25 protein-coding genes are annotated in these 21,089 nt (G+C 62.4%); 14 read left to right on the forward strand and 11 right to left on the reverse strand.

Going from position 1 to position 21,089, the window contains the following annotated elements; translation table 11 throughout:
• The first annotated feature begins 28 nt into the window (after nucleotides 1-28).
• From JQ600_RS16355 to JQ600_RS16370, 4 genes are all read left to right on the forward strand, one after another.
• Nucleotides 29-1,192: a flagellin gene (locus JQ600_RS16355; RefSeq protein ID WP_212264266.1), complete on the forward strand. Its 1,164-nt coding sequence runs from the start codon at nucleotides 29-31 to the stop codon at nucleotides 1,190-1,192.
• Between the two features lie 193 nt (nucleotides 1,193-1,385).
• On the forward strand, nucleotides 1,386-2,573 hold the full coding sequence (locus JQ600_RS16360) for a flagellin (RefSeq protein ID WP_212391672.1): 1,188 nt from the start codon (nucleotides 1,386-1,388) through the stop codon (nucleotides 2,571-2,573).
• 196 nt (nucleotides 2,574-2,769) lie between these two features.
• The gene (gene flaF, locus JQ600_RS16365; protein ID WP_212039225.1) at nucleotides 2,770-3,135 is read left to right on the forward strand and encodes a flagellar biosynthesis regulator FlaF; all 366 of its coding nucleotides are present in this window, start codon (nucleotides 2,770-2,772) and stop codon (nucleotides 3,133-3,135) included.
• Nucleotides 3,136-3,158: 23 nt separating this feature from the next.
• Nucleotides 3,159-3,524: a hypothetical protein gene (locus JQ600_RS16370; RefSeq protein ID WP_212391674.1), complete on the forward strand. Its 366-nt coding sequence runs from the start codon at nucleotides 3,159-3,161 to the stop codon at nucleotides 3,522-3,524.
• A 24-nt stretch (nucleotides 3,525-3,548) separates the two neighbouring features.
• On the opposite strand, the gene JQ600_RS16375 is transcribed toward JQ600_RS16370, so the two are convergent.
• The 4 genes from JQ600_RS16375 to JQ600_RS16390 form a co-directional block, all read right to left on the reverse strand.
• Nucleotides 3,549-3,926, reverse strand: coding sequence for a hypothetical protein (locus JQ600_RS16375; RefSeq protein ID WP_212264269.1), 378 nt, complete (start codon nucleotides 3,924-3,926; stop codon nucleotides 3,549-3,551).
• Nucleotides 3,927-4,068: 142 nt separating this feature from the next.
• On the reverse strand, nucleotides 4,069-4,560 hold the full coding sequence (locus tag JQ600_RS16380; RefSeq protein ID WP_212391676.1) for a hypothetical protein: 492 nt from the start codon (nucleotides 4,558-4,560) through the stop codon (nucleotides 4,069-4,071).
• A 16-nt stretch (nucleotides 4,561-4,576) separates the two neighbouring features.
• Nucleotides 4,577-4,927, reverse strand: coding sequence for a flagellar assembly peptidoglycan hydrolase FlgJ (gene flgJ, locus JQ600_RS16385; RefSeq protein WP_212264271.1), 351 nt, complete (start codon nucleotides 4,925-4,927; stop codon nucleotides 4,577-4,579).
• On the reverse strand, nucleotides 4,927-6,051 hold the full coding sequence (locus JQ600_RS16390) for a flagellar basal body P-ring protein FlgI (RefSeq protein WP_212264272.1): 1,125 nt from the start codon (nucleotides 6,049-6,051) through the stop codon (nucleotides 4,927-4,929). The genes flgJ and JQ600_RS16390 overlap by 1 nt, the downstream gene beginning before the upstream one ends.
• Nucleotides 6,052-6,315: 264 nt before the next feature.
• Between JQ600_RS16390 and JQ600_RS16395 the strand changes: the two genes are divergently transcribed.
• Nucleotides 6,316-6,729, forward strand: coding sequence for a flagellar assembly protein FliX (locus JQ600_RS16395; protein ID WP_192740236.1), 414 nt, complete (start codon nucleotides 6,316-6,318; stop codon nucleotides 6,727-6,729).
• 27 nt (nucleotides 6,730-6,756) lie between these two features.
• Here JQ600_RS16395 and JQ600_RS16400 read toward each other — a convergent pair whose 3' ends face one another.
• Nucleotides 6,757-7,128 (reverse strand): winged helix-turn-helix transcriptional regulator, encoded by a 372-nt coding sequence (locus tag JQ600_RS16400; protein ID WP_192740311.1) that lies wholly within the window; start codon nucleotides 7,126-7,128, stop codon nucleotides 6,757-6,759.
• A gap of 121 nt (nucleotides 7,129-7,249) precedes the next feature.
• Between JQ600_RS16400 and JQ600_RS16405 the strand changes: the two genes are divergently transcribed.
• The 4 genes from JQ600_RS16405 to JQ600_RS16420 all read left to right on the forward strand — a co-directional run bounded on the left by JQ600_RS16405 (nucleotide 7,250) and on the right by JQ600_RS16420 (nucleotide 10,123).
• A complete protein-coding gene (locus tag JQ600_RS16405) occupies nucleotides 7,250-7,861 on the forward strand; it encodes an NAD(P)-dependent oxidoreductase (protein ID WP_212391680.1) in 612 nt (203 codons plus the stop codon).
• Between the two features lie 210 nt (nucleotides 7,862-8,071).
• The gene (dksA, locus tag JQ600_RS16410) at nucleotides 8,072-8,437 is read left to right on the forward strand and encodes an RNA polymerase-binding protein DksA (RefSeq protein WP_092509290.1); all 366 of its coding nucleotides are present in this window, start codon (nucleotides 8,072-8,074) and stop codon (nucleotides 8,435-8,437) included.
• Between the two features lie 69 nt (nucleotides 8,438-8,506).
• Nucleotides 8,507-9,295, forward strand: coding sequence for a 2-keto-4-pentenoate hydratase (locus JQ600_RS16415; RefSeq protein ID WP_212264274.1), 789 nt, complete (start codon nucleotides 8,507-8,509; stop codon nucleotides 9,293-9,295).
• Between the two features lie 9 nt (nucleotides 9,296-9,304).
• A complete protein-coding gene (locus JQ600_RS16420; RefSeq protein ID WP_212391682.1) occupies nucleotides 9,305-10,123 on the forward strand; it encodes a hypothetical protein in 819 nt (272 codons plus the stop codon).
• Between the two features lie 97 nt (nucleotides 10,124-10,220).
• On the opposite strand, the gene JQ600_RS16425 is transcribed toward JQ600_RS16420, so the two are convergent.
• Nucleotides 10,221-10,613, reverse strand: coding sequence for a ClpXP protease specificity-enhancing factor SspB (locus tag JQ600_RS16425; RefSeq protein WP_212391684.1), 393 nt, complete (start codon nucleotides 10,611-10,613; stop codon nucleotides 10,221-10,223).
• Nucleotides 10,614-11,546: 933 nt separating this feature from the next.
• Between JQ600_RS16425 and JQ600_RS16430 the strand changes: the two genes are divergently transcribed.
• The 4 genes from JQ600_RS16430 (at nucleotide 11,547) to JQ600_RS16445 (ending at nucleotide 15,100) form a co-directional block, all read left to right on the forward strand.
• Nucleotides 11,547-12,548, forward strand: a complete 1,002-nt coding sequence (locus JQ600_RS16430) for a tripartite tricarboxylate transporter substrate binding protein (protein ID WP_212387288.1) — start codon at nucleotides 11,547-11,549, stop codon at nucleotides 12,546-12,548.
• Between the two features lie 142 nt (nucleotides 12,549-12,690).
• Complete coding sequence (locus JQ600_RS16435) at nucleotides 12,691-13,725, forward strand: putative zinc-binding metallopeptidase (protein WP_249135114.1); 1,035 nt, start codon at nucleotides 12,691-12,693, stop codon at nucleotides 13,723-13,725.
• Nucleotides 13,722-14,756: an ATP-grasp domain-containing protein gene (locus JQ600_RS16440; protein ID WP_212264278.1), complete on the forward strand. Its 1,035-nt coding sequence runs from the start codon at nucleotides 13,722-13,724 to the stop codon at nucleotides 14,754-14,756. Before JQ600_RS16435 ends, JQ600_RS16440 begins: the two co-directional genes overlap by 4 nt.
• Nucleotides 14,757-14,869: 113 nt before the next feature.
• Nucleotides 14,870-15,100, forward strand: coding sequence for a hypothetical protein (locus JQ600_RS16445; RefSeq protein ID WP_212413715.1), 231 nt, complete (start codon nucleotides 14,870-14,872; stop codon nucleotides 15,098-15,100).
• Between the two features lie 662 nt (nucleotides 15,101-15,762).
• Here JQ600_RS16445 and JQ600_RS16450 read toward each other — a convergent pair.
• The 3 genes from JQ600_RS16450 to JQ600_RS37390 all read right to left on the reverse strand — a co-directional run bounded on the left by JQ600_RS16450 (nucleotide 15,763) and on the right by JQ600_RS37390 (nucleotide 17,825).
• Nucleotides 15,763-16,518: a carbonic anhydrase gene (locus tag JQ600_RS16450; RefSeq protein ID WP_212387282.1), complete on the reverse strand. Its 756-nt coding sequence runs from the start codon at nucleotides 16,516-16,518 to the stop codon at nucleotides 15,763-15,765.
• A 138-nt stretch (nucleotides 16,519-16,656) separates the two neighbouring features.
• The gene (locus JQ600_RS16455) at nucleotides 16,657-16,962 is read right to left on the reverse strand and encodes a hypothetical protein (protein ID WP_212264281.1); all 306 of its coding nucleotides are present in this window, start codon (nucleotides 16,960-16,962) and stop codon (nucleotides 16,657-16,659) included.
• 176 nt (nucleotides 16,963-17,138) lie between these two features.
• Nucleotides 17,139-17,825: a hypothetical protein gene (locus JQ600_RS37390; protein WP_312010929.1), complete on the reverse strand. Its 687-nt coding sequence runs from the start codon at nucleotides 17,823-17,825 to the stop codon at nucleotides 17,139-17,141.
• A 243-nt stretch (nucleotides 17,826-18,068) separates the two neighbouring features.
• Here JQ600_RS37390 and JQ600_RS16465 point away from each other — a divergent pair, with 243 nt between their 5' ends.
• Entirely contained in the window at nucleotides 18,069-19,124 is a 1,056-nt protein-coding gene (locus JQ600_RS16465) for a diguanylate cyclase domain-containing protein (RefSeq protein ID WP_249135935.1), read from the forward strand.
• 126 nt (nucleotides 19,125-19,250) lie between these two features.
• Here the strand turns inward: JQ600_RS16465 and flgH are convergent, their stop codons facing one another.
• A complete protein-coding gene (gene flgH, locus JQ600_RS16470; RefSeq protein WP_212264282.1) occupies nucleotides 19,251-20,003 on the reverse strand; it encodes a flagellar basal body L-ring protein FlgH in 753 nt (250 codons plus the stop codon).
• Between the two features lie 5 nt (nucleotides 20,004-20,008).
• Nucleotides 20,009-21,085 (reverse strand): flagellar basal body P-ring formation chaperone FlgA, encoded by a 1,077-nt coding sequence (flgA, locus tag JQ600_RS16475; protein WP_212387269.1) that lies wholly within the window; start codon nucleotides 21,083-21,085, stop codon nucleotides 20,009-20,011.
• Nucleotides 21,086-21,089 lie beyond the last annotated feature (4 nt).

Raw genomic sequence — 21,089 nt, forward strand, 5'->3', positions numbered from 1 at the left:
CCCATTTCACACCAGAAAGGTATGAAACATGTCCATCGTTCTCTCGGCTTCGGTTCGCCAGAACCTGCTCTCGCTCCAGTCCACCGCCGACCTGCTGTCGACCACCCAGAATCGCCTTGCGACTGGCAACAAGGTCAATTCGGCGCTCGACAACCCGACCAACTTCTTCACCGCGCAGGGCCTCAACAACCGCGCCAGCGACATCAACAACCTGCTCGACAGCATTGGCAACGGCGTGCAGGTTCTGCAGGCTGCCAACACCGGCATCACCTCGCTGCAGAAGCTGGTCGATACCGCGAAGTCGATCGCCAACCAGGTGCTGCAGGCTCCCGCCGGTTATACGACCAAGTCGACAGTGAGCTCGACTGCGCTCGCCGGCACCGCGGACGACCTCGTTGACGGCACCGTCCTCGACGCCACCGACCAGCTGCAAATCGCGGCTACCGCTGGCCATGCGGCAGTCAACTTCACCTTCACTGCCACCACGTCGCTCGCTGACTTGAATGCGGCGCTGGCGACCAGCAATCTGTCGGCCAGCCTCGACAGCACCAACCAGCTCGTCATCAGCACAACCAATGATACGGCGTCGTCCACGATCGGTGCGGTTACGTTCACCAACACCGGCGGTGGCACCGTGACCTTTGGGGCCGCCGGCAGTGCGCCGGTTGCCGACGCGGCTTCGCAGACCATTCGCGCGAGCTTGGTAAAGCAGTACAATGACATCATCACCCAGGTCACGACGACTTCTCAGGATGCCTCGTTCAACGGCATCAACCTGCTGAACGGTGACGATCTCAAGCTGACCTTCAACGAAACGGGCAAGTCCACCCTGAACATCAAGGGCGTGACCTTCAACGCAGCGGGCCTTGGCCTCGCTTCGCTGACCTCGGGCACGGACTTCCTGGATAATTCGTCCGCGAACGCCGCACTCACCAAGCTCAGCGCCGCCAGCACCGTGCTTCGTACTCAGGCGTCGTCACTCGGTTCGAACCTGTCGGTCGTGCAGATCCGCCAGGACTTCAACAAGAACCTGATCAACGTGCTGCAGACCGGCTCGTCCAACCTGACGCTGGCCGATACCAACGAGGAAGCGGCCAACAGCCAGGCGCTGTCGACCCGCCAGTCGATCGCGGTATCCGCGCTGGCGCTGGCCAACCAGTCGCAGCAAAGCGTGCTCCAGCTCCTGCGCTGATTTCGACGACATCTCAAGATCAAGCGGCGGGGGAAACCCCGCCGCTTTTTTGTTTTCCAGGGCCGAAACGGGGCGAAAAAGCGCTGCGCGCCCTCCGGTAAGGAAGCATTAATCACATCGCTTAAGCCGGCGTTTACCTTAATTTAAAGGAAGCTGACTAGAACTGAGGACATAAACTAGGAAAGTTTGACACATGTCCGTTGTTCTTTCGGCCTCGGTTCGCCAGAACCTGCTCTCGCTTCAGTCGACCGCGGACCTGCTCGCCACCACGCAGAACCGCCTCTCGTCCGGCAAGAAGGTCAATACGGCGCTCGACAATCCTACCAACTATTTCACTGCCGCGGGGCTCGATAACCGCGCCAGCGACATCAACAACCTGCTCGATGGCATTGGCAACGGCGTACAGGTGCTGCAGGCCGCCAACACTGGCCTCACCTCGTTGCAGAAGCTGGTCGATACCGCGAAGTCGATCGCCAACCAGGTGCTGCAGACGACCGCCGGCTATTCTCCCAAATCCAGCGTCACCAGCGGCGCGAACGCCGGGGGAACCTCAGCCAACCTGCTGGGCGCCACGCTTGCGCAGGGCGACGTCCTGACGATCGCAGCGACCGGCGGCGGCACGGCGTCGAGCATCACGTTCGGTACCGGCGCGGCGGAAGTTGATACGCTGAACGAACTCAACGCGGCTCTGGCACCCAACAATCTGCAGGCTTCGGTTGACGACACCACCGGCAAGATCACGATCACAACGATCAACGACGCGGCTTCGGCCACCGTCGGCGCGCTCGCCGGCACCGCGACCGGTGCGGGCAAGGCATTCCTGCCGGCTTCGGTGGTCACGGTCGCACCGGTCGCCGATGCGGCTTCGCAGACCATTCGCTCCAACCTGGTGGCCCAGTACAACAACATCATCGCCCAGATCACGACGACAGCGCAGGATGCCTCGTTCAATGGCATCAACCTGCTGAACGGCGACGATCTCAAGCTAACCTTCAACGAGACCGGCAAGTCCATATTGAACATCAAGGGCGTGACGTTTGGCGCGGCGGGCCTTGGCCTTGCTTCGCTGGTCGCGGGCACCGACTTCCTGGACAATGCCTCGGCCAAGGCGACGATTGCCAAGATAAGCAATGCGTCGGACATGTTGCGGACGCAGGCCTCTTCACTCGGTTCGAACCTGTCGGTCGTGCAGATCCGGCAGGACTTCAACAAGAACCTGATTAACGTATTGCAAAACGGCTCGGCCAACCTGACGCTGGCCGATACCAACGAGGAAGCGGCCAACAGCCAGGCGCTGTCGACCCGCCAGTCGATCGCGGTGTCCGCGCTGGCGCTCGCCAACCAGTCGCAGCAGAGCGTGCTCCAGCTCCTGCGGACCTAGCGGCGACCAGAGAAAAGTCGAGGGCGGCGGGGGAGACCCCGCCGCTTTCTTTTGAGTCGGCGGCGTAGCGGTTACCGCCGATTTATGGACACATTTGGCAACCGCAGCTAACCATATTTAAAGACGCGACCTGTATGAAAGTTGGGCAGTTTTCAAGCCCCGCGGTTCTGCGAATCGCTCCCATCGAGGTCAGTTAATGTCCAATGCAGCCCAAGCCTACGCTCGCACGTCACAAACGACAGCCTCTCCCCGTGAAATCGAAGCGCAAGCGCTGCTGAAGGCCGCACGACAACTCCAGGACGTTCAGGCCAACTGGGCTGGTCCCGACAAGAACATGCACAACGCACTGCTGTTCAACAGCCGGCTTTGGTCGATCTTCATGAGCGCCGTGGAGACCAACGACAACCCGCAGCCGATGGAAGTTCGTCAGAACATCGCCAATATCGGCGTCTTTGTGATGAAGCAGACCATCGAGATGCAGATGAATCCGGATCCGGCCAAATTGAACTCGCTGATCGACATCAACTGCAACCTGGCCGCGGGGCTATCGGGCCGCGGCTGACCGCGGAGTAACGGAGCGCGATCATGGCTGACGTTTTCAGTATCCTGTCGGCCAACTACAAGACCGTGGGAATGGCGGTTCCGTCCAAGACGCCGTATGTGCCGGTCGATCCCACGCTCTATCAGGGCGACTGGACCGGAAAATACGCCAACAACAAGTCGTTCAAGATCACGGTCTCGAACGTCACGGGATTTCGCGCCAAGGTCCACTACCAGAGCGGCAGCACCAACAAGTTCGCGGACGTTCTGATCAGGGACAATGCATTCCGGATCGGTGACTTGAAGTTCATGGTGACCAAGGAAGGAACGGCGGTCATCAAGAACGTCGTCACCGACCCGGCAACCGGCGGAACGTCGCTCGATACCGCTTATGCGAAGCAGAGCAGGTGAGCGGAATTCTCAAAGCTTTTTGAATCAAGCCCGCCGGTCGGTGGCGCGAAGACGCTGCGGCGCGTCCTTGCTGAGGTCGAGCGCGTGGAAATAGGCGCGGCGGCGCAGCACCGCTTCCTCGGGGAATTGCTTCACCACCTGGCTCGTCCTGTTATCGACGACCTGATAGACGACCGCTCGCGCGTCGCGATCGAACACCACCTGGTTCGAGACGGACGCATTCGAAATCGAAACGCGGACGGCAGCGGAATCGCTGGCGCGCGCGCCCGCATCCGACGCGACCACGCTCTGGCTCGCCGGCAATTGGGTCGCGACCGCATTATGCGCCGCTTCGCTGATCGGTTGAACGATCGGCGCGGCAACCGGTGCCCCCACCGGTTTGATGTTGAAATCTGTACTCATGGCAGCCTCCAGGCTTCCTTCGAGTCAAATCCCAACCCCTCTCAAACCGCAATATAGCTTCCCACCCCTCAACGCGGTGTTAGGGAACGCGCTGAATCCCGTGCTTATACGGGGGCGCGAATTTGTCAAAAATTTTAGATGTCTAGAGCGAGCGGCTGACCGCGAGCGGCGTCATGTTGCGCGGCCCGGGCGTCGCGCGCCGGCCGCTTGCCGTATAGGTGTTGGGAATGTTGCGGCGCTGGATCTCGACGTTGACGCCGCGCACGATGCCTTCGGACACCGCATGCGCGGTCGCAAGCACCGTGAGATTGATCTGCAGCATGGCGCGGAACGTGTCGTGATGGCGCCGCAGCGTGGTCAGCAGTTCAGGTGATACCTGCGCCAGATATTTTTGCGAGTTCTTCAGATGTTCGACCGCGACCATGTAGCGGCGCGACAGCTCGCCCTTCTGGCCTTCAAGCTCCATCGCTTCGCGGATCTTGCCGGCGCGAACCAGTTCGGTTTCGCGCTCGATGATGCCGAGCAGGCCGCTCATCACGTCCATCAGGTCTTCCGCGAGCTTGCGGGCCTCGACCGGCGAGGAAATCGCACGTGCGGTAACTGCGGCGGGCTGTGCTTGCGGGCGCTGGTTCATGTCGGGTTTCCCTATCTCAGCCGGCGCGGTTGGCTTGCTGCAGGATCAAGGTGCGGAAGACGTCGTTGGAGATTCCGATGCCGCCGGATTTGGCGAACGACTTCGAATATTCATCCGTCAGCATCGAGCGCCAGGCGCCGGTGCCCGTCGTATCGCCGAACGGGCCTTCGCCTTTGACGCCGGTGGTCATCTGCGAGAACATCGAGTTCAGGAACATCGCCTCGAAGTCCTGCGCCTTGGCGCGGGTCTTCTTCTGCGCCTCGGGCGAAATCTTGGTCAGGGCCTCGGCCAGCTGCGGATCGTTGCGACCGTTGATCAGCGTGGATTTCGGGTACGAATTGCCGATGCCGTTCAAGCTGCTTTGCATCACATCACCTCGATGTCGGCCTGGATCGCGCCGGCGGCCTTGATCGCCTGCAGGATGCCGATAAGGTCGCGCGGGCCGATGCCGAGACCGTTGAGGCCGTCGACGAGTTGCTGCAGCGAGACGCCGTCTTTCACGACCGCGAATTTCTTGCCGTCTTCGGAAACGGACACGCTCGAGCGTGGCGTCACTACGGTTCGGCCGCGTGACAGCGGATTGGGTTGGCTCACTTGCGGACTCTCGGAAATCGAGACCGTAAGGTTGCCCTGCGCCACCGCCACGGTGGCGACGCGCACATCGCGGCCCATCACGATGATGCCGGAGCGTTCGTCGATCACGATCTTGGCGGTGAGGTCGGGTTCGACCTGCAATTGCTCGATCTCGGTCAGGAAGGCGACGACGTTGCCCTTGAACTCGGCGGGGATCGCCAGCTGCACCGTGGAGGGATCGATCGGCTCGGCGGTCTTGACGCCGAGGAAATCATTGACGGCCGCGGCGATGCGCTTGGCGGTGGTGAAATCGGCATTGCGCAGCGCCAGCCGCACATTGGGTAGGCGATTGAGCGCGAATTCGATCTCGCGCTCGATGATGGCGCCGTTGGGGATGCGGCCGTTGGTCGGTACGCCGCGGGTGATGCTGGCGGCGGCGCCTTCCGCCGCGAAGCCCGAGATTGCGAGCGAGCCTTGCGCGACCGCATAGACATTGCCGTCGGCGCCGAGCAGGGGGGTGACGAGCAGGGTGCCGCCGGTCAGGTTCTTGGCGTCGCCGAGCGCGGAAACGGTGACGTCCATCCGCGTGCCCTGGGTGCCGAACGCCGGCAGATTGCCGGTGACCATCACGGCGGCGACGTTGCCGGTGCGGATGGTTGCGCCGCGGATGTTGACGCCCATGCGTTCCAGCATTGCCTGCAGCGACTGCTTGGTGAAGGGGATGTTGTTCAGCGTGTCGCCGGTGCCGTTGAGGCCGACGACGAGGCCGTAGCCGATCAACTGGTTCTGACGCACGCCTTCGATATTGGCGAGGTCCTTGATCCGCGAGGTCGCGCCTGCGGACATGGCCGACAACGCCAGCGCCAGCAGCGCTGCGCAGCCCACCCACAACACTCTCGCCGTATGGATGCCGGGCATCCCAATGCTCCCCTGGAAGTCGTTCCCGGACAACGCGCCACTCCCATGACGGTAGCCCGTGATTAACTATGCGAGATTGGTGCCACGCGGTTTCATTGGCCTAGTCCGTTGAAAGTGCTATGCTTTGTTCGGTGGTGCGCGATCCGGCCGATCTCGCGGCACCGGCGAAACTGCCGCGCTGCGGCAGATTTTGCCGGGTCGTTTACGCGGCATTAACCATAAAGCGGCGAAGCTCCCTGCAATCGACCGGCGAGATTCACGACGATGCGCATCTACGGACCGAACGGCACCACGCTTGGATCGCCCGCGAGCAGCACGCGGCGAACCAGCTCGACCGGCTTTTCGCTGCCGGATGCGCCGGCGACGCCGGACGAGACCCGCTCCGCGGCCCCGCCGAAAGCCGCTGGCAGCATCGACGCGCTGCTGGCGATGCAGGGCGTCGAGGATCCGACCGAGCGCCGCAAGCGGTCGGTGGCGCGCGGGCGCGGCGCGCTCGACGTGCTCGACGAGCTCAAGCTCGGGCTGCTGTCCGGCAATCTCGACACCGCCACCATGAACCGGCTGCGCGATGCCGCGGCTAACCTGAAATCCTCCTCCGGCGATCCCGGCCTCGATGCCGTCCTGGCCGAGATCGAGCTTCGGGTCGAAGTCGAACTGGCCAAGGCTGGTAAGTTCTAGGCTTCGCGCTTCCTCACATCCCGTCTGTCACGCCGCCATCGCATTGCGCTGCGCATCGTAGCGGCGCTGCGCGTTCAGCACTTCCTTCAGATTGCTTTCGGCCCAATCGCGCAAGGCATCGACGGCCGTTGACAGCGTCGCCCCCAGCGGCGTGATCGAATACTCCACCGTCACCGGCACGGTTGCGATGACGCGGCGCTTGATCAGCCCGTCGCGCTCCAGGCTCTTCAGCACCTGCGACAGCATCTTCTGCGAGATGCCTTCGATGGCACGGCGCAACGCGTTGAAGCGCATCGGCTCGTCGCGCACCAGAAGCAGAATCAGCACCGCCCATTTGTCGCCGACGCGATCGAGAATCTGGCGCGTCGGACAATTGGCGGCATAGGCGTCGGGTTTCATTTTCATGGCGGTTACTCCGGCGTAATCAGGTGAGTTCAAAGTGCTCTCTTAACACCTACGCTCTTTGCGTTATCTAGTCACCATTGGATACCACATCCATCCCATCGCAAGGAGACCAAAGATGAAGATCGCCGTCGTCGGCGCGTCCGGTAATGCCGGCTCGCGTATCGTCACCGAACTGGCCAGCCGCGGCCACACCATCACCGCCATTGCCCGCCACCCCGAGAAGATCGCGAGCCAGCCCAACGTCACGGCCAAGCAGGGCGACGTGCAGGATCAGGCCGGCCTGGCCGCACTGTTCGCCGGCCACGATGCCGCGATCAGCTCGGTGCATTTCCTCGACAGCGACCCGGTCCGGCTGATTGGCGCCGCCCGCGATTCGAAGGTTGGCCGCTACCTCGTGGTCGGCGGCGCCGGGAGCCTCGAGGTGGCGCCGGGCGTCCGGCTGGTCACGACGCCGAACTTCCCCGTGGTATACAAGGCCGAGGCCGAGAAGGGCGGCGTCTTTCTCGACCTGCTGCGGCAGGAAAAGGAGCTGAACTGGACCTTCCTGTCGCCCTCGGCCCTGTTCACGGCCGGCGAGCGGACGAATAAGTTCCGTCTCGGGACCGACCAGCTTTTGACCGCTTCCGACGGCAAAAGCTGGATTTCCTTCGAGGACTTCGCAGTTGCACTCGCCGACGAAATCGAGCGTCCGGCCCATATCCGCCAGCGTTTTACCGTCGGTTACTGACCAAGCGGGCTGCCCCGCTGCGGTGCACAGTTTTGCCTGTGTATGCGCTCCGGGGCGGCCTTCCTTGCTGCAGGGCCGATATTGTCTGTCACAACTCGCCGCTATATAAGGCGCGCGCGGACGGACGATTTTCTGTTCCGCCTTGCACTTGTAGATAGGCTGACATTGGAAAAGTTGAAGAATTATCGACCCTCCGAAAAAGAGCCTTTCATGAACGACCGCCAGCGCGATTATTTTCGCGCCAAGCTGCTGGCGTGGAAGGACGAGATCCTGCGGGAATCGAAGATCACCCTGCAGACGCTCCAGGAAGAGAACGTCAATCATCCCGATCTGGCTGATCGCGCCTCTTCCGAAACCGATCGCGCGATCGAACTGCGCGCCCGGGACCGCCAGCGCAAGCTGATCTCCAAGATCGACGCGGCGCTGCAGCGTATCGAAGACAACACCTACGGCTATTGCGAAGAGACCGGCGAGCCGATCTCGTTGAAGCGGCTGGAAGCCCGCCCGATCGCGACGCTGTCGGTGGAAGCGCAGGAGCGTCACGAAAAGCGTGAAAAGGTTTACCGGGACGAGTAGAGTAACGTCCGGCACCTGACCGCAGCGCGCGGTCGGCACTGCCGGTTTGCAACGAGAGAGCTGCCGCCGATGGACAAAATTCTCGCGGCCGCCAAAAATATCGCCACCGCGCGCCGCGGCCGCAACCCGCTGCCGGCGCTTTCGAGCGAACTCGTGCCGCAGGACGAGGCCGAGGGCTACCAGGTTCAGCGCGCGGTCCACGATCTCTTGCTGCCGCAGGTAGGCGGCCTCGTCGGCTACAAGATCGGCTGCACCAGCGCGGTGATGCAGCAATATCTCGACATCCCCCATCCGTGCGGCGGCGGCGTGTTCGCCAAGGGCGTTCATGAGTCCGGCGCGAAGCTGCGTTTCGGCGATTACGTCCGCGTCGGCGTCGAGTGCGAAATCGCGGTCCGGCTCGCGCGCAACCTGTTGCCGTCGGAAGCGCCGTTCACCGCCGAGTGGGTGATGGAGGCGATCGAGGCCTATTATCCTGCGATCGAGATCGTCGACGATCGCTACGTCAAATGGGAAACGATGGGGGCACCGACCCTGGTCGCCGATGATTTCTTCGCCGCCGGCTGCGTGCTCGGCAAGGCGATACCGCGCAACAACGCGCCCGATCTGCTCAAGGTGGTCGGACGCGCCATCGTCAACGGCACCGAAGTCGGGCGCGGCACCGGCGCCGATGTGCTCGGGCATCCGCATAATGCGCTGGCCTGGCTCGCCAATCACCTGGCCGAGGAGGGCAAGGGATTGCACGCCGGGCAGATCGTTCTCACCGGCAGCCTGGTCAAAACCGTGTGGCTCAACGCCGGCGACAAGGTGGTGATGGAGCTCGACGGGCTCGGCACGGTGGCGGCGAGTTTTCGGGACTGAGCGGCAATCATGCAAGGGCAGGAGAGCGTTCCCTCGATCGTTGAGGCCGACGCGCGCGGTGAAATCGCCGACATCTACGCCGACATCCGAAAGGTGCTCGGCACCAGCGTCGTCAATCTGATCTGGCGCAACCTCGCGACCATGCCGGGCGCGCTGCCCTGGACCTGGGCCACGGTGCGGCCGCTTTATCTCGGCGCCGCACCGCTGCATGCCGAAGCCGTCAGGCGCACGATCGCCTTGCCCGATCTGCCCGGCTTTTCCGCCGACACGTTGCTCGCCGCCGGAATCGATGAATCCGACCAGGCCATCATTCGCAACGTGCTGGACAGCTATCAACATACCAACGCGCTGGCGCTGACCGTGCTGTCGGCGTTGCTCGCGCATTTCGATCCGCGCCCGGCCGTTACAGTCACGGCCGCCAGCTCCGCAGCCCCGCCCTCCGACGTCAAGATTCCGGAACTGCCGCCGATGGACGCGCTCGATCCCGAGGTGGCGCGGCTGGTTGGCGAATTGAACGGTTTTGGCGAGGACACCGAACCGCAATTGATTGCGAGCATGTATCGGCATCTGGCGTACTGGCCGGCGTATCTGGCGCTGGTGCGAACCTTGCTGGCGCCGCTGCAAGCCGACGGCCGGCTCGATGCGCTGACGCGTTCGACACGCGCGCTCGGGCACGCGCATGGCGCGATGCTGGCGCAGCAGCTGAAACCTGCAGCGCCGCCCGACGCGCTTGCGGGCGTGCTGAAATCCTGCCGGTTGTTCGTCGAGCATCCGATCGCCCGCATGACCGGGCTCTGCGCATTGATCCGCCGCGCCACGCCTGAGTGAACGGATCTCGTAGCCCGGATGAGCGGAGCGACATCCGGGACGGCTGCCTATGTGAATCCCGGATATCGCTGCGCTCATCCGGGCTACGAATTCTTCATCAGCTACCCGAGCACTTCAACTCGGTGCGGTCGTAGAACGCCTTGATGGCGTTGAAGGGGACGACGAACCGTTCCGGATACCCCTTGAACCACACCAGCACTTCGAAGCGGTCGTCCTTCACGGCCAGCTTGCCGAATTCATATTGCAGGACGACGGTCATCTCGTTCGGATATTTTTCCAGGAGATATCCCGGCATTTTCACGCCCTCGGTCCGGGTCGTGAAGGTGACATGGACCGGATGTTCTTCGGCCGCGTGCCACAGCGTCTCGGCAATGTTGAAACGCGCCGGCGTCGTGCTGCAGGGTTCAGCCGCCACCGCGCCGGATGCGGCGAACACGGTCGCCAGCACGGCGAACAGGATTGCTGCTTTTTTTGTTGTGGCTGCCGGCATTGGTTCGTCTCGCGTTGTCACACTGTTTCATGCGTCAGTTGTCGTGGAATGCACATGGGTTCATTTCGGCGGGCCAGCGGCTCTTCGAATGTGCGGGAGGTCACAGCTACACCGTCGTCCCGGCCTTGAGCTCAGATGCGCAATTGCGCATCGTAGGCTCGGTAACAGTGACCGTTCGCAAAACTTCTTCCTGTGGTTATGGGTCCCGGCGTTCGCCGGGACGACGGCGGTGTTTGTTGTTACACCGTGGTCTAAACGCACTTCCGCATTCTCGCGACGCAGTGCGCCCGAGCTTTGCCAGAAATTCCTTGCCCCCGAAATAAGAGGGCGCAGGGAAGACCGGGTGCGCGCTGCACCCGCGGTCTCGCGTGCGGTTTGCACAAAACAAAATGCACACGAGCATACAGGGCAGCGGAGAACACCCGGCCTTCCCTGCGCAATGGCTTTACGGCTTATGCCGTGCTCTCCCCGGAGACGAGTTCTTGGTTGACTCCGTCACCACCGGTTCAGCTTGCGCTTAGCCGGCAGCTTGACACCTGCAACGGGTGCCAGGACCACACGGTTTTGCCGTACGCTTAGTCCACGCCATCGTCGAGGCGTAAACCAGCGTCCACCGCAACCCGTCCAACGTCCGTGACGACGGCCGACGCCCTCTGAGAGGGACGGGATGGGCAGATATATGCCCCTGATTTGTGTTCTGGTAAACAGAAATATTTTTCGGGGCTTGACACGAATTCCGTAAATCAGAACTGATTTGCCCCCGCTTCGCCAAGGCTACGCCGGGCGCGGCCGACGGGCCAATAGGCCGCATGTTTTTGACTTGCCAGAGCGCAACTCGGCTCTTTCACGTCGGAGAACGACGCACTACGCTGTCGCCAGCGCAGCAAGCCTTGTCCGACCAATCAAGCAGGCACCCGCGCAAGGGAGGGGAAAATGATGCCGCAGCTCACGCCTGTGAACCGCCGCAAATTGCTGACCATGCTCGGCGGCTCGATTGCCGCGCCGTATCTCGTAAGGCGCGAGGCGTTCGCGCAAGAGGCCTGGCCGACGCGGCAGGTGAAATACGTCAACGGTTTCCCGGCCGGCGGCGCCACCGATACGCTGTCGCGGATCATCTGCCAGAAGATGAGCGACCTGTCCGGACAGACCTTCGTCGTCGAGAACAAGGCCGGCGCGGGCGGCGTGCTGGGGGCCGATGCTGTGGCGAAATCGCCGCCCGACGGATACACGCTCGGCCTCGGCGGCATCGCCAGCAACGTGCTGGCGATCGGCAGCTACGCAAAACTTCCCTACGATCCGCGCGGTGATTTCACCTTCATCGGCGGCATGTGGCAATTGCCCAATATCCTGGTGGCGAGGAAGGATCTGTTCTCCTCGGATATCAGGGAATTGCTGGCCGCGTTCAGGAAGGAGCCGAAGAAATACACCTATGCTTCGGCGGGCTTCGGTACCACGCTGCATTTGTCGGGCGAGATGATGAACAGCATGGGCGGCGTGGAGGTCAACCACATTCCCTATCGTGGCGCCGGGCCGGCGTTGACCGACCTGCTCGGCGGGCGCGTCGATCTGTTGTTCGACAATCTGCCTGGCTCATTGCCGAGCGTGCGCGCAGGCCAGGTCAAGGCGGTTGCCGTCACCTCGCTGAAACGCATTCCCGAACTTCCTGATGTGCCCACGATGGCCGAGGTGCTGCCGGGATATGCGATGACGTCGTGGACCGCGCTGATCGGGCCAGCGAACATGAAGGCCGATCTTGTCGCGCAGGTAAGTGCGCTCACCGTCAAGGTGCTCGCCGATCGCGCCTTGCAGGAGCGCTACGCAGAGCTTGGCGCCACGCCTTGGCCGGCGTCATCAGCCGAGATCAGCAAATTCCGCGACGACGAGGAAAAGCGGCTGCTGCCGATCATGCAGGCGGCCGGGATCAAGCCGGGGTGAGGGCGCTGGTGGTCGGGGACAGCAGCGGTAATGACCAACGCGCTACTCGGACCTCCGCGAACGGCACGCCGCGAAGACTAGGCGGTTGTTGCCAGCAGCATCCTATGACACCATCCAGGTACCGCGTTTTCATGATCTCTGGATGCCTATGCCACCTCGGAAATATACTTGGGAAAAGCTGTCGGATGAGCAGTTGCTCAAACAGCGTCTCAGCAGCCTGAAGGTCAAGATCAAGGGCACCTGGCTCGAGGACTGTCTCGGCACTCTGAACGAAGAGCTCCAGGCGCGGGGCATACGGCTGCGGCCGCACGCGTGGATATCGAGCGAATGGTTCAGTCCGGCAGATGTGCCCGGCATTGCCATCCCATTCTATCTTGCCCATCCCCGCCTGATGAAACTCGAGAAAAAAATGATGCTCGAGGTAGAGGGAAGTACCTGGTCGGAGTGCATGGCCATCCTCCGTCACGAGGCAGGCCATGCCGTGCAGCACGCTTACCAGTTGCAACGCCGCCGACGCTGGCAACAGTTGTTCGGCCCGTCCTCGAAACACTATCCGCTCTACTACCGGCCCAATCCGGCCAGCCGGCGTTACGTCCAGCATCTTCGGCGCTGGTACGCGCAGAGCCATCCGGACGAGGATTTCGCCGAAACCTTTGCGGTGTGGCTGCGACCGCGGTCGAAATGGCGGGCACGCTATGCCGGTTGGCCGGCGCTGAAGAAGCTCGAATATGTCGACGAGCTGATGAGCGAGATTGCAGGCGAGCGGCCGCCGACTACATCACGGGAGCGTGTCGATCCGCTGTCCGGGCTCAGCCAAACGCTTGGCGAGCATTACCAGAAGAAGCAGGCGTTCTACGCTTTCGAGCCGCCGAAGACGTATGACCGCGACCTATCCCGTCTGTTCTCCACCGATCAACGACATCGACGGGCGCAGCCGGCGGCGTCCTTCATCAGGCGGCACCGCGCGCAAGTCAGGCAGCTGGTCGCGCTATGGACGGGCGAGAACCAGCTTACGCTCGATGCCGTTCTCGATGACATGATCTCCCGCTGCCGCGAACTCGGTCTCCGGGCCCCGGGCTCGGAACGGAAGCTTGTGATCAACTTCACCATTCTGTTGACCGCCAAGACCATGCACGCGCTGTTCGGCCCGTCACGCCGCAAATGGATCGCGCTATGAGACGCCTGCGCGTTCTAGTCCTGATGCATCCGGACTTCTTGCCGCCGGACTCGACCGACGGATACACCGCGCAGGAAATCAACCGATGGAAAACCGAATTCGACGTCGTGAGCACCTTGCGCGCGGCAGGCCACGATGTGCGCCCGCTCGGCGTGCAGGAGGAAATCAAGCCGGTCCGGGACGCGATCGAAAGTTTCAAGCCGCATGTGGTGTACACATTGCTGGAGGAGTTCCACTATACGTCGGGGTATGACCAGCACATCGCGAGCTTTCTCGAGCTGATGAAAGTCCCGTATACCGGCTGTAACCCGCGCGGCCTGGTCCTGGCGCGCGGCAAGGACCTGTCCAAAACGTTGGTGCACCATCGCCGGATCGCGGTGCCGGCCTTCGCCGTGTTTCCGATGCGCCGCAAAGTCAAACGGCCGACGCGTCTTGCGCTGCCGCTGATCGTCAAGAGCCTGAACGAGGATGGATCGTTCGGCATCTCGCAAGCATCCATCGTCGATACGGACGAGAAGCTCGCAGAGAGAGTCGCGTTCGTCCACGAACGGATGGGAACTGCCGCCATCGCCGAGCAGTACATCGAGGGACGTGAGCTCTATGTCGCCGTGCTCGGCAATAATCGGCTGCGAGTTCTGCCGGTTTGGGAATTGAAATTCGGCAGCATGGGTGGCCAGGGGGCACGGCAGATTGCCACCGAAAAGGTCAAACACGATCCCAGTTACCAGGAACGCGTCGGAATTGTAGACGGGCCGGCCAAGAACCTTGCGCCGGAGGTATCTGCCCGCATTCAGCGAACCGCGAAACGCATCTACCGTACACTGAAGCTCGATGGATACGCACGCATCGACTTTCGGCTCTCTGCCGACGGCACTCCGTATTTCATCGAAGCGAATCCCAATCCCGAAATAGCGAAGAGCCAGGAGTTCGCTACAGCCGCCCGGCATGACGGGCTTGACTACCCCGACCTGCTAAATCGCATTCTGGCCCTCGGAATCAGCCGGGCAAAGGCGGGCGCATCCGTAGGCTGAAAGGCAACGCAAAACGGTCATGCACAGCAGTGGTGCGCGCTCGGAAGTTGATGTTTCTGCGCTCGTCAACCCAAGGCGGGAGATATAAAGTCCCTGTGCAGGCAAGTTGGTCTTTGGGCGCCATCGAACCGCACGGTGATGCCGGTGGTACGAGGGCTCAGCTCAATGACAATGCCAGCCCGGTCAGCCAGCTCGGGGCACCGAGCGACTCCAAGTTTACTCATCTTGAAACGGGTGCCGACAAAAATTCTGTCGGCTTTCTGGTCAATCATTATGGCTATTCGATAAGTCGAAAAAAATCGTCTTCAGTAAAGCAAAGCGTCAAATCGCAGGGATCAGACTAGATCGGATCAACCCTGTGAACAATCTCCGGAGTAATACCGGACTCCGCAACGCAAGTAAGCTGCGTATCGCAGCGCAGCATTGATCGTCACTGATGAACACGCGGCCAAGCGTGGGAAAGCGAGTAAAACCAGCCACACGACGACAAAGCTTTCGGCATCGGCGGTCAAGTCGCTGGGATTTGCCGCGACAGCTGAAATCTCACGTCCGCCGAGGACACGCGATGCAGAAAGGCAACGCCCCGACGGAATGTCATCCGAGCAAGAAAATCTCCTTAGTATTTCCCGGACCAAGCGTGTATTTCCGGAACCCAGTCGGTACGGAGCGGGCCATGGAATTATTTCGGGCTGAGATGGTGGCCGTTGTGGAGAGTGAGACGGACAAGGATTGCCCTTCTTGTGGCGAGAGGTTGAGGCTGGTTCGAACAATGGTGAGCCCGAGCACCGGCTGCATCGTCCACATGTTCGAATGCAAGTGCGGACAGCGCACTTGGGCCGATTAGACGACTAAGAGTACAGCCTGTATCGATTGGACGACAACGTTGTCGTGCGGCAGTCTCGAAGACCAAGATGGTGGGTTACGCTTCCACCTTTCGCTCTTTGAGCTACGGCAGACAGGTCGCTAACGCGCCCAGCTAAGCTGCATCATCTGTTGGCCCTGACGTTCAGCCGACCAATTCGACCTTGCCGCTGTCCAGCCGATAAATACCACCGACAACCATGATCTTGCCCTCGGCTGCGGCGGCGCTGAGGATTGGCGTCGCCGATTTGAGCCGGGCGACAACGTCGATGACATTCTGGCGGATGGCGTTCGCGAGCTTGTCGCCGGGTTTGTCCGCGCTGGCCTTGACGGCAGGCGCAAGCGCGTTGACCAGCGACGGCAGGTGGCCGGGCAGAGTGGTGTTGTCCTTGAGCGACTTGATCGTGGCATCGACGGCGCCGCAGCTGTCGTGGCCGAGTACCAGGATCAGCGGCGAGTTGAGCACGGCTACGCCATATTCCAGGCTCGCGACCGTGTCGTCATTGGCGAAATTGCCGGCAACGCGGCAGACGAACAGATCGCCCCGGCTGCTGTCGAAGGCATATTCCGGCGCGATGCGGGAATCCGCGCAGCTCAAAATGCTGGCGAAGGGATTCTGGCCGCCAACAAGAGCTTCCCGCTCGCTTTTGAAATCGTGCCGGCGCGAGACGCCTTCGACATAACGCGCATTGCCTTTCATCAACCGATCGAGGGCCGCGGCCGGAGACATCTGGTTCTGCGGCTTCGGCGGCGGTTTTGCATCCTTGGCTTTAGGATCCTTGGCAAAGGCCGCCGGCGCAAAGGCCAGAGTTGCGGCGATCCCGCCTGTGAATTGAAGAAAGCGGCGGCGTGAGGTTTCACGAACTTCAATGGCACGGCTGGCATCGCAGATACGGCACATGGCGGTTCTCCTTGGGGAGACGATAGCGATGCCGACGTTTATGTCACCGCGAGTGACGCGATGCAATTAGGCTCGCCGATTGCAACCCCAGCGGGTTCGCGCAAAGTGTGCTCAAATGACGGTTCGTAAGATACGTCCTTACGCCCGCGACGACGCCTGTCGCGATACGCTGTAGGCGTCCCAGCTGCCCCAGCTCACCTGCGCGAGGCTGCGCAGATCGGTCGCCAGCGGCCGCTTGGTTTGCCTTTCGTGCGCGGCGATGCATCGCTGCGATTCAGCGATCTTGCGCTTGAGCTGGGCCAGGGCTTTTTGTTGCGCATGGCCGGCCGCGCCGGTCATCTCGCCAACCCGGAACCGGGCGATTTCCAGTTCCTTGACGGCCTCGCGGTTCTTCTTGAGCTGAACCCGGTGCCAGGCGATGTTGCTATTGCTTTCAGCGTTCATGTTTGCAGCCGTGATCAATACGAGTGGGCAGGAGAGGGAACGCCTGCGCGCCGGCCAGGTGACCCGACCTGGTCAATCCCTTGGATCCTCTCCTGGACTTTCGAGGATGAGACGGCTTGGTTAACGAAGGGTTAATGGCGTGGTAACGATCCGCAGGATCAGCGCCACAGGCAGCCTCAGCGCTGCTCCGCCGTCGCCGGCTTCTGATCGTCATCCGCCAGGCACCGGATGACAAAAGCGGTCCAGTCGCGCGGCAGCACCTTGGCGAGATGGGCCTTGCGCCGGCATTCGAGTTGCTCGGCCTTCTTGGCGTTCGCCTTCTCCTCGGTGAGGGAGGATTGCCTGATCCGGCGCAGCGTCACCGGCTCGCCGTCGGACTCGAATTGCAGTTCGTATTTCCGGCCATCCCTGGCGGTCGCCGCACAGGTGATGCTGGAGACCTGCCGCGTCGCGATGATCCCCATCTGACGGCAGGTGCCGGTCGATGATTCAACCAGTGGCACCGGCAGGCCGTCGACCTTCGGCCTTTCCTTGGAGTTCAGCAGCATCCGGTCGACCTGCAGTTCATAGACGTTGTCCTGCTCGCGGCGGCCGGTTTCGCCGGAGAACGAAATGATGTGGCTGTCATCCTTGGGATCGTCGAGCACGATCGTGAAATGCGCGCGGCCCTGCTGGCCGTGGAAATAGGCTACCGCCTTGCAGCCGAAATCGCTGCCGGCGATCTTGAGCCTGGTGCACTTGCCCGAGATGTGCGCGTACATGTCGATGTCGGGCTCTTCACGTTCCACCGCGCCCGCGGTCAACGATGGCGTTGCCGCACAGAGAACGCCAACAAGGAACGGCCAGCACAAGCGCATCGTCATGTCCGGTTCAGGAGAATTGGCCCGGTCAGGCACCGAGGGAATATCAGTTCGAATCGCATTCTGGTGGAACACTTTGTCGTTTCGATGGAACTTTTTGCCGGAAAAACACGGCAATCTGCCGCACTGCACCGGGGAATCATGGCCCTTTTAACCCGACACTAACTGGGATTCCTAACCGGGCTTCCATTCATCGCTGGCCTGATACCCATAGCCTCCAGCGTTGTCGATACGAGGGTTGAGGACTTGAAGACCGGAGCCAAAGCAAGTGCAGACGTCGCACAGGGCTATGCCGTGCGGCTGATGCAGCATTTGGTGGTCCCGACCTTCGTGCTCAATCCGAAACGGCGCGTCGTGATCTGGAACCGGGCCTGTGAGCGCCTCACCGGCGTCGTCGCGGCTGACGTCATCGGCACATCGGATCATTGGCGCGCGTTCTATCAGCAGCAGCGTTATTGCCTGGCCGATCTGGTCGCGCTCGGACGGCCCGACAAATTGAGCCAGCTCTATCCCGAGCACACCATCCCCGATGACGGCGTCGGCTTTTCCGCCGAAAACTGGTGCGTGATGCCGAAGCTCGGCAATCAATTGTATCTCGCCATCGACGCCGGCCCGATCCACGACGAGGACGGCAAACTGATCGCTGTCGTCGAGACCCTGCGCGACATGACCGATCAAAAGCGTGCGGAGCTGGCGTTGCAGACGCTGGCCGCGAGCGACGGCCTGACCGGCCTTGCCAACCGCCGTTCGTTCGACCAGGCGCTGGCGATGGAATGGGCGCGTGCGCAACGGACCAAAAAGCCGCTGTCGCTGCTGTTGTGCGACGTCGACCATTTCAAGCTCTACAATGATCTGCACGGCCATCAAAAAGGCGACGAGTGTCTGCGCGCGGTGGCGGACGCGATCGGCAAGAACGCGCTTCGCCCGGCCGATCTTTCGGCGCGCTATGGCGGAGAAGAGTTCGCCATCATCATGCCCGAGACCGATTCCGCCGGCGCGCGAAAACTCGCCGAGCGGCTGCGCGATGCGCTGGCGCGGGGCCGGCTGCCGCACGGCGCGCCTTGTGTGCCGCCGTTCGTGACGCTGAGCATCGGCATCGCGACGCTGGTGCCGAGCGAGGATACGCGCGCGGATTGGCTGCTGGGGCAGGCCGACCAGGCGCTCTACGCCGCAAAATATTCCGGCCGCAACCGCGTCGTGTCGGCCGACAAAGTGCTCGCCGCGTTCGCCGGCGCGCAGGACCTGCGCGAGAGCGAGACGCCGCAGCCGGCCCGCAAGCGCCGTGTGCGCAAGTCGGCTTGACGTTCGCGCTTTCCGTCATTTCCTCAAAACGACCGCGGCCCTCGTCAGGGGAGCTGACAAGGGCCGCGTTGGTACACATCGTCGCGCCTAGGTTCGCAACGAGGTGTGGGAGCTCGGGATTACGAATTAGAACGGCAGCAGCACGTCCATTACCTGCTGGCCATAGCGGGGTTGCTGCACGTCGGTGATCTGGCCGCGGCCGCCATAGGCGATGCGGGCCTGCGCGATCTTCGAGGAATCGATGGTGTTGTCGCTCTGGATGTCTTCCGGGCGCACGATGCCGGCGACGATCAGCTCGCGGATTTCGAAGTTGACGCGGATCTCCTGCTTGCCTTCGACCACGAGATTGCCGTTCGGCAGCACCTGCGTCACCACGGCGGCGACGTTTGTCTGCAGCGCTTCCTGGCGGTTGACCGAACCCTTGCCGTCGGTCGACGCGGTCGAGTCCGCCGTCAGGATCTTGCCCGGCAGGATCTTGTTGGCTTGCGTGATCGTCTGGGATCCGAGGAAGTCGGTAACGCCGGAGTCTTCCTTGCTGGAGCGGCTGCGCTGGGTCTGGTTGGCGATGTTGGCCTTGTCGGTGATGTTGACGGTCACCGTCATGATGTCGCCGACGCGCGCGGCGCGCTGGTCGCGGAAGAACGCGCGTGAGCCGTTCCGCCACAGCGAGTTCGCATTGTAGGAGGCCTGCTCGGGCTTGGGCATCGGCATCTGCACCGGCTTGTAGCCGGGCTGCGTGGTCGGATTCTCGATCTCGGTCAGCTTCGGCTTTTCGCCGATCTGGGAGAGACGGTCGATCGAGGAACAACCGCTTGCGAACGCTGCCACGGCCAGCAAGGCGCCGGTGAGAATGAAGCGGTTGATACGGGAGACTGACATTTACATTACTCGGCTTTTGGAGCGACTGACGAACTGAGTTTGGCGACGGCGACGGGGGCGGCTTGTCCGGTGCTGCCGAGCGAGGAGGTGGTATCGGCGGCGGCAGGCGCAGGGCGCGGCGCGGCGACCGTGATCGAGACCTGGCCGCGGCCAATCACGGTGCCGGACACCGTGCGCTTGGATTGCAAATTCATGACGTTGACGACGTCGCCTTCGGTACCGCTTTCGAGCGCCTTGCCGCGCACGGTGAGGTAAAGTCCGGGGGAATCGTAGACCAGCGTGACGTTCTGGTCGCGCTGCACCAGATCCGGCTTGGCGAGATCGGCAACCCGGACGGCCTGGCCGGCGCGCAGCTGGCGGCGCGCCTGCATGCCGACCGCGCGGTCGCGCGTGGCGGCATCTGCGCCGACTTCGGCCTTGGGGCGGCGCTCGACCACGACGTCGGAGGATTTCAGAACTTCGTTGCGCTCGATTGCGCGCGCCAGCACCGCGGCCTCGATGGTCTCGATCGCGGTGCCGGTGAAGCGCAGCTTGATCGGCGCCGTGCCGCTGTCGTTGGAAATTTCGAAGGTGACGTCGAAGCGGCCGTTGCGCGGATCGAAGCGCACGATGGCGGCCTGCATGCCGCCGCTGTTGGAAGCATCGAGCCTGACATCGCCGGGATCGCGGTCGAAGGTGAGATTGAGATTGGCGGCCTCGCCGAGGCCGTTCTTGCGCTCCAGCGTGCGCGCGATCTGCTGCTCGATGTCCTTGCCCTCGAGCGTGCGGGCCAGCCGCGTCACCGAAATTTCCTTCAGGTCGCGGGTGTCGACGCCGATCACGTGATGCGAGCGCAGTGCATTGAGCACTTGCGCGACCGGCAGCGAACCGGTGGTGCCCAGATCCGGCGCGCGGTAGATCGCGATCTGCGAAGCGCTGCCGGCGTTGTCGATGATGTCGCCGATCCGCACCAGGTCGCCCGTGACGGTCACGCTGGCGCGCAGCGCGGGTGCGGCGATGACGTCGCCACGGGTCTGCGCGACCGCTGTCGCCGCGGAGGCGGCGAGCAGTGCGGAGGCAACGAGGAGCGCGCGGGCGATCATGACA

Origin of the sequence: Bradyrhizobium sp. AUGA SZCCT0176 (assembly GCF_018130145.1) — a bacterium.
GTDB lineage: Bacteria > Pseudomonadota > Alphaproteobacteria > Rhizobiales > Xanthobacteraceae > Bradyrhizobium.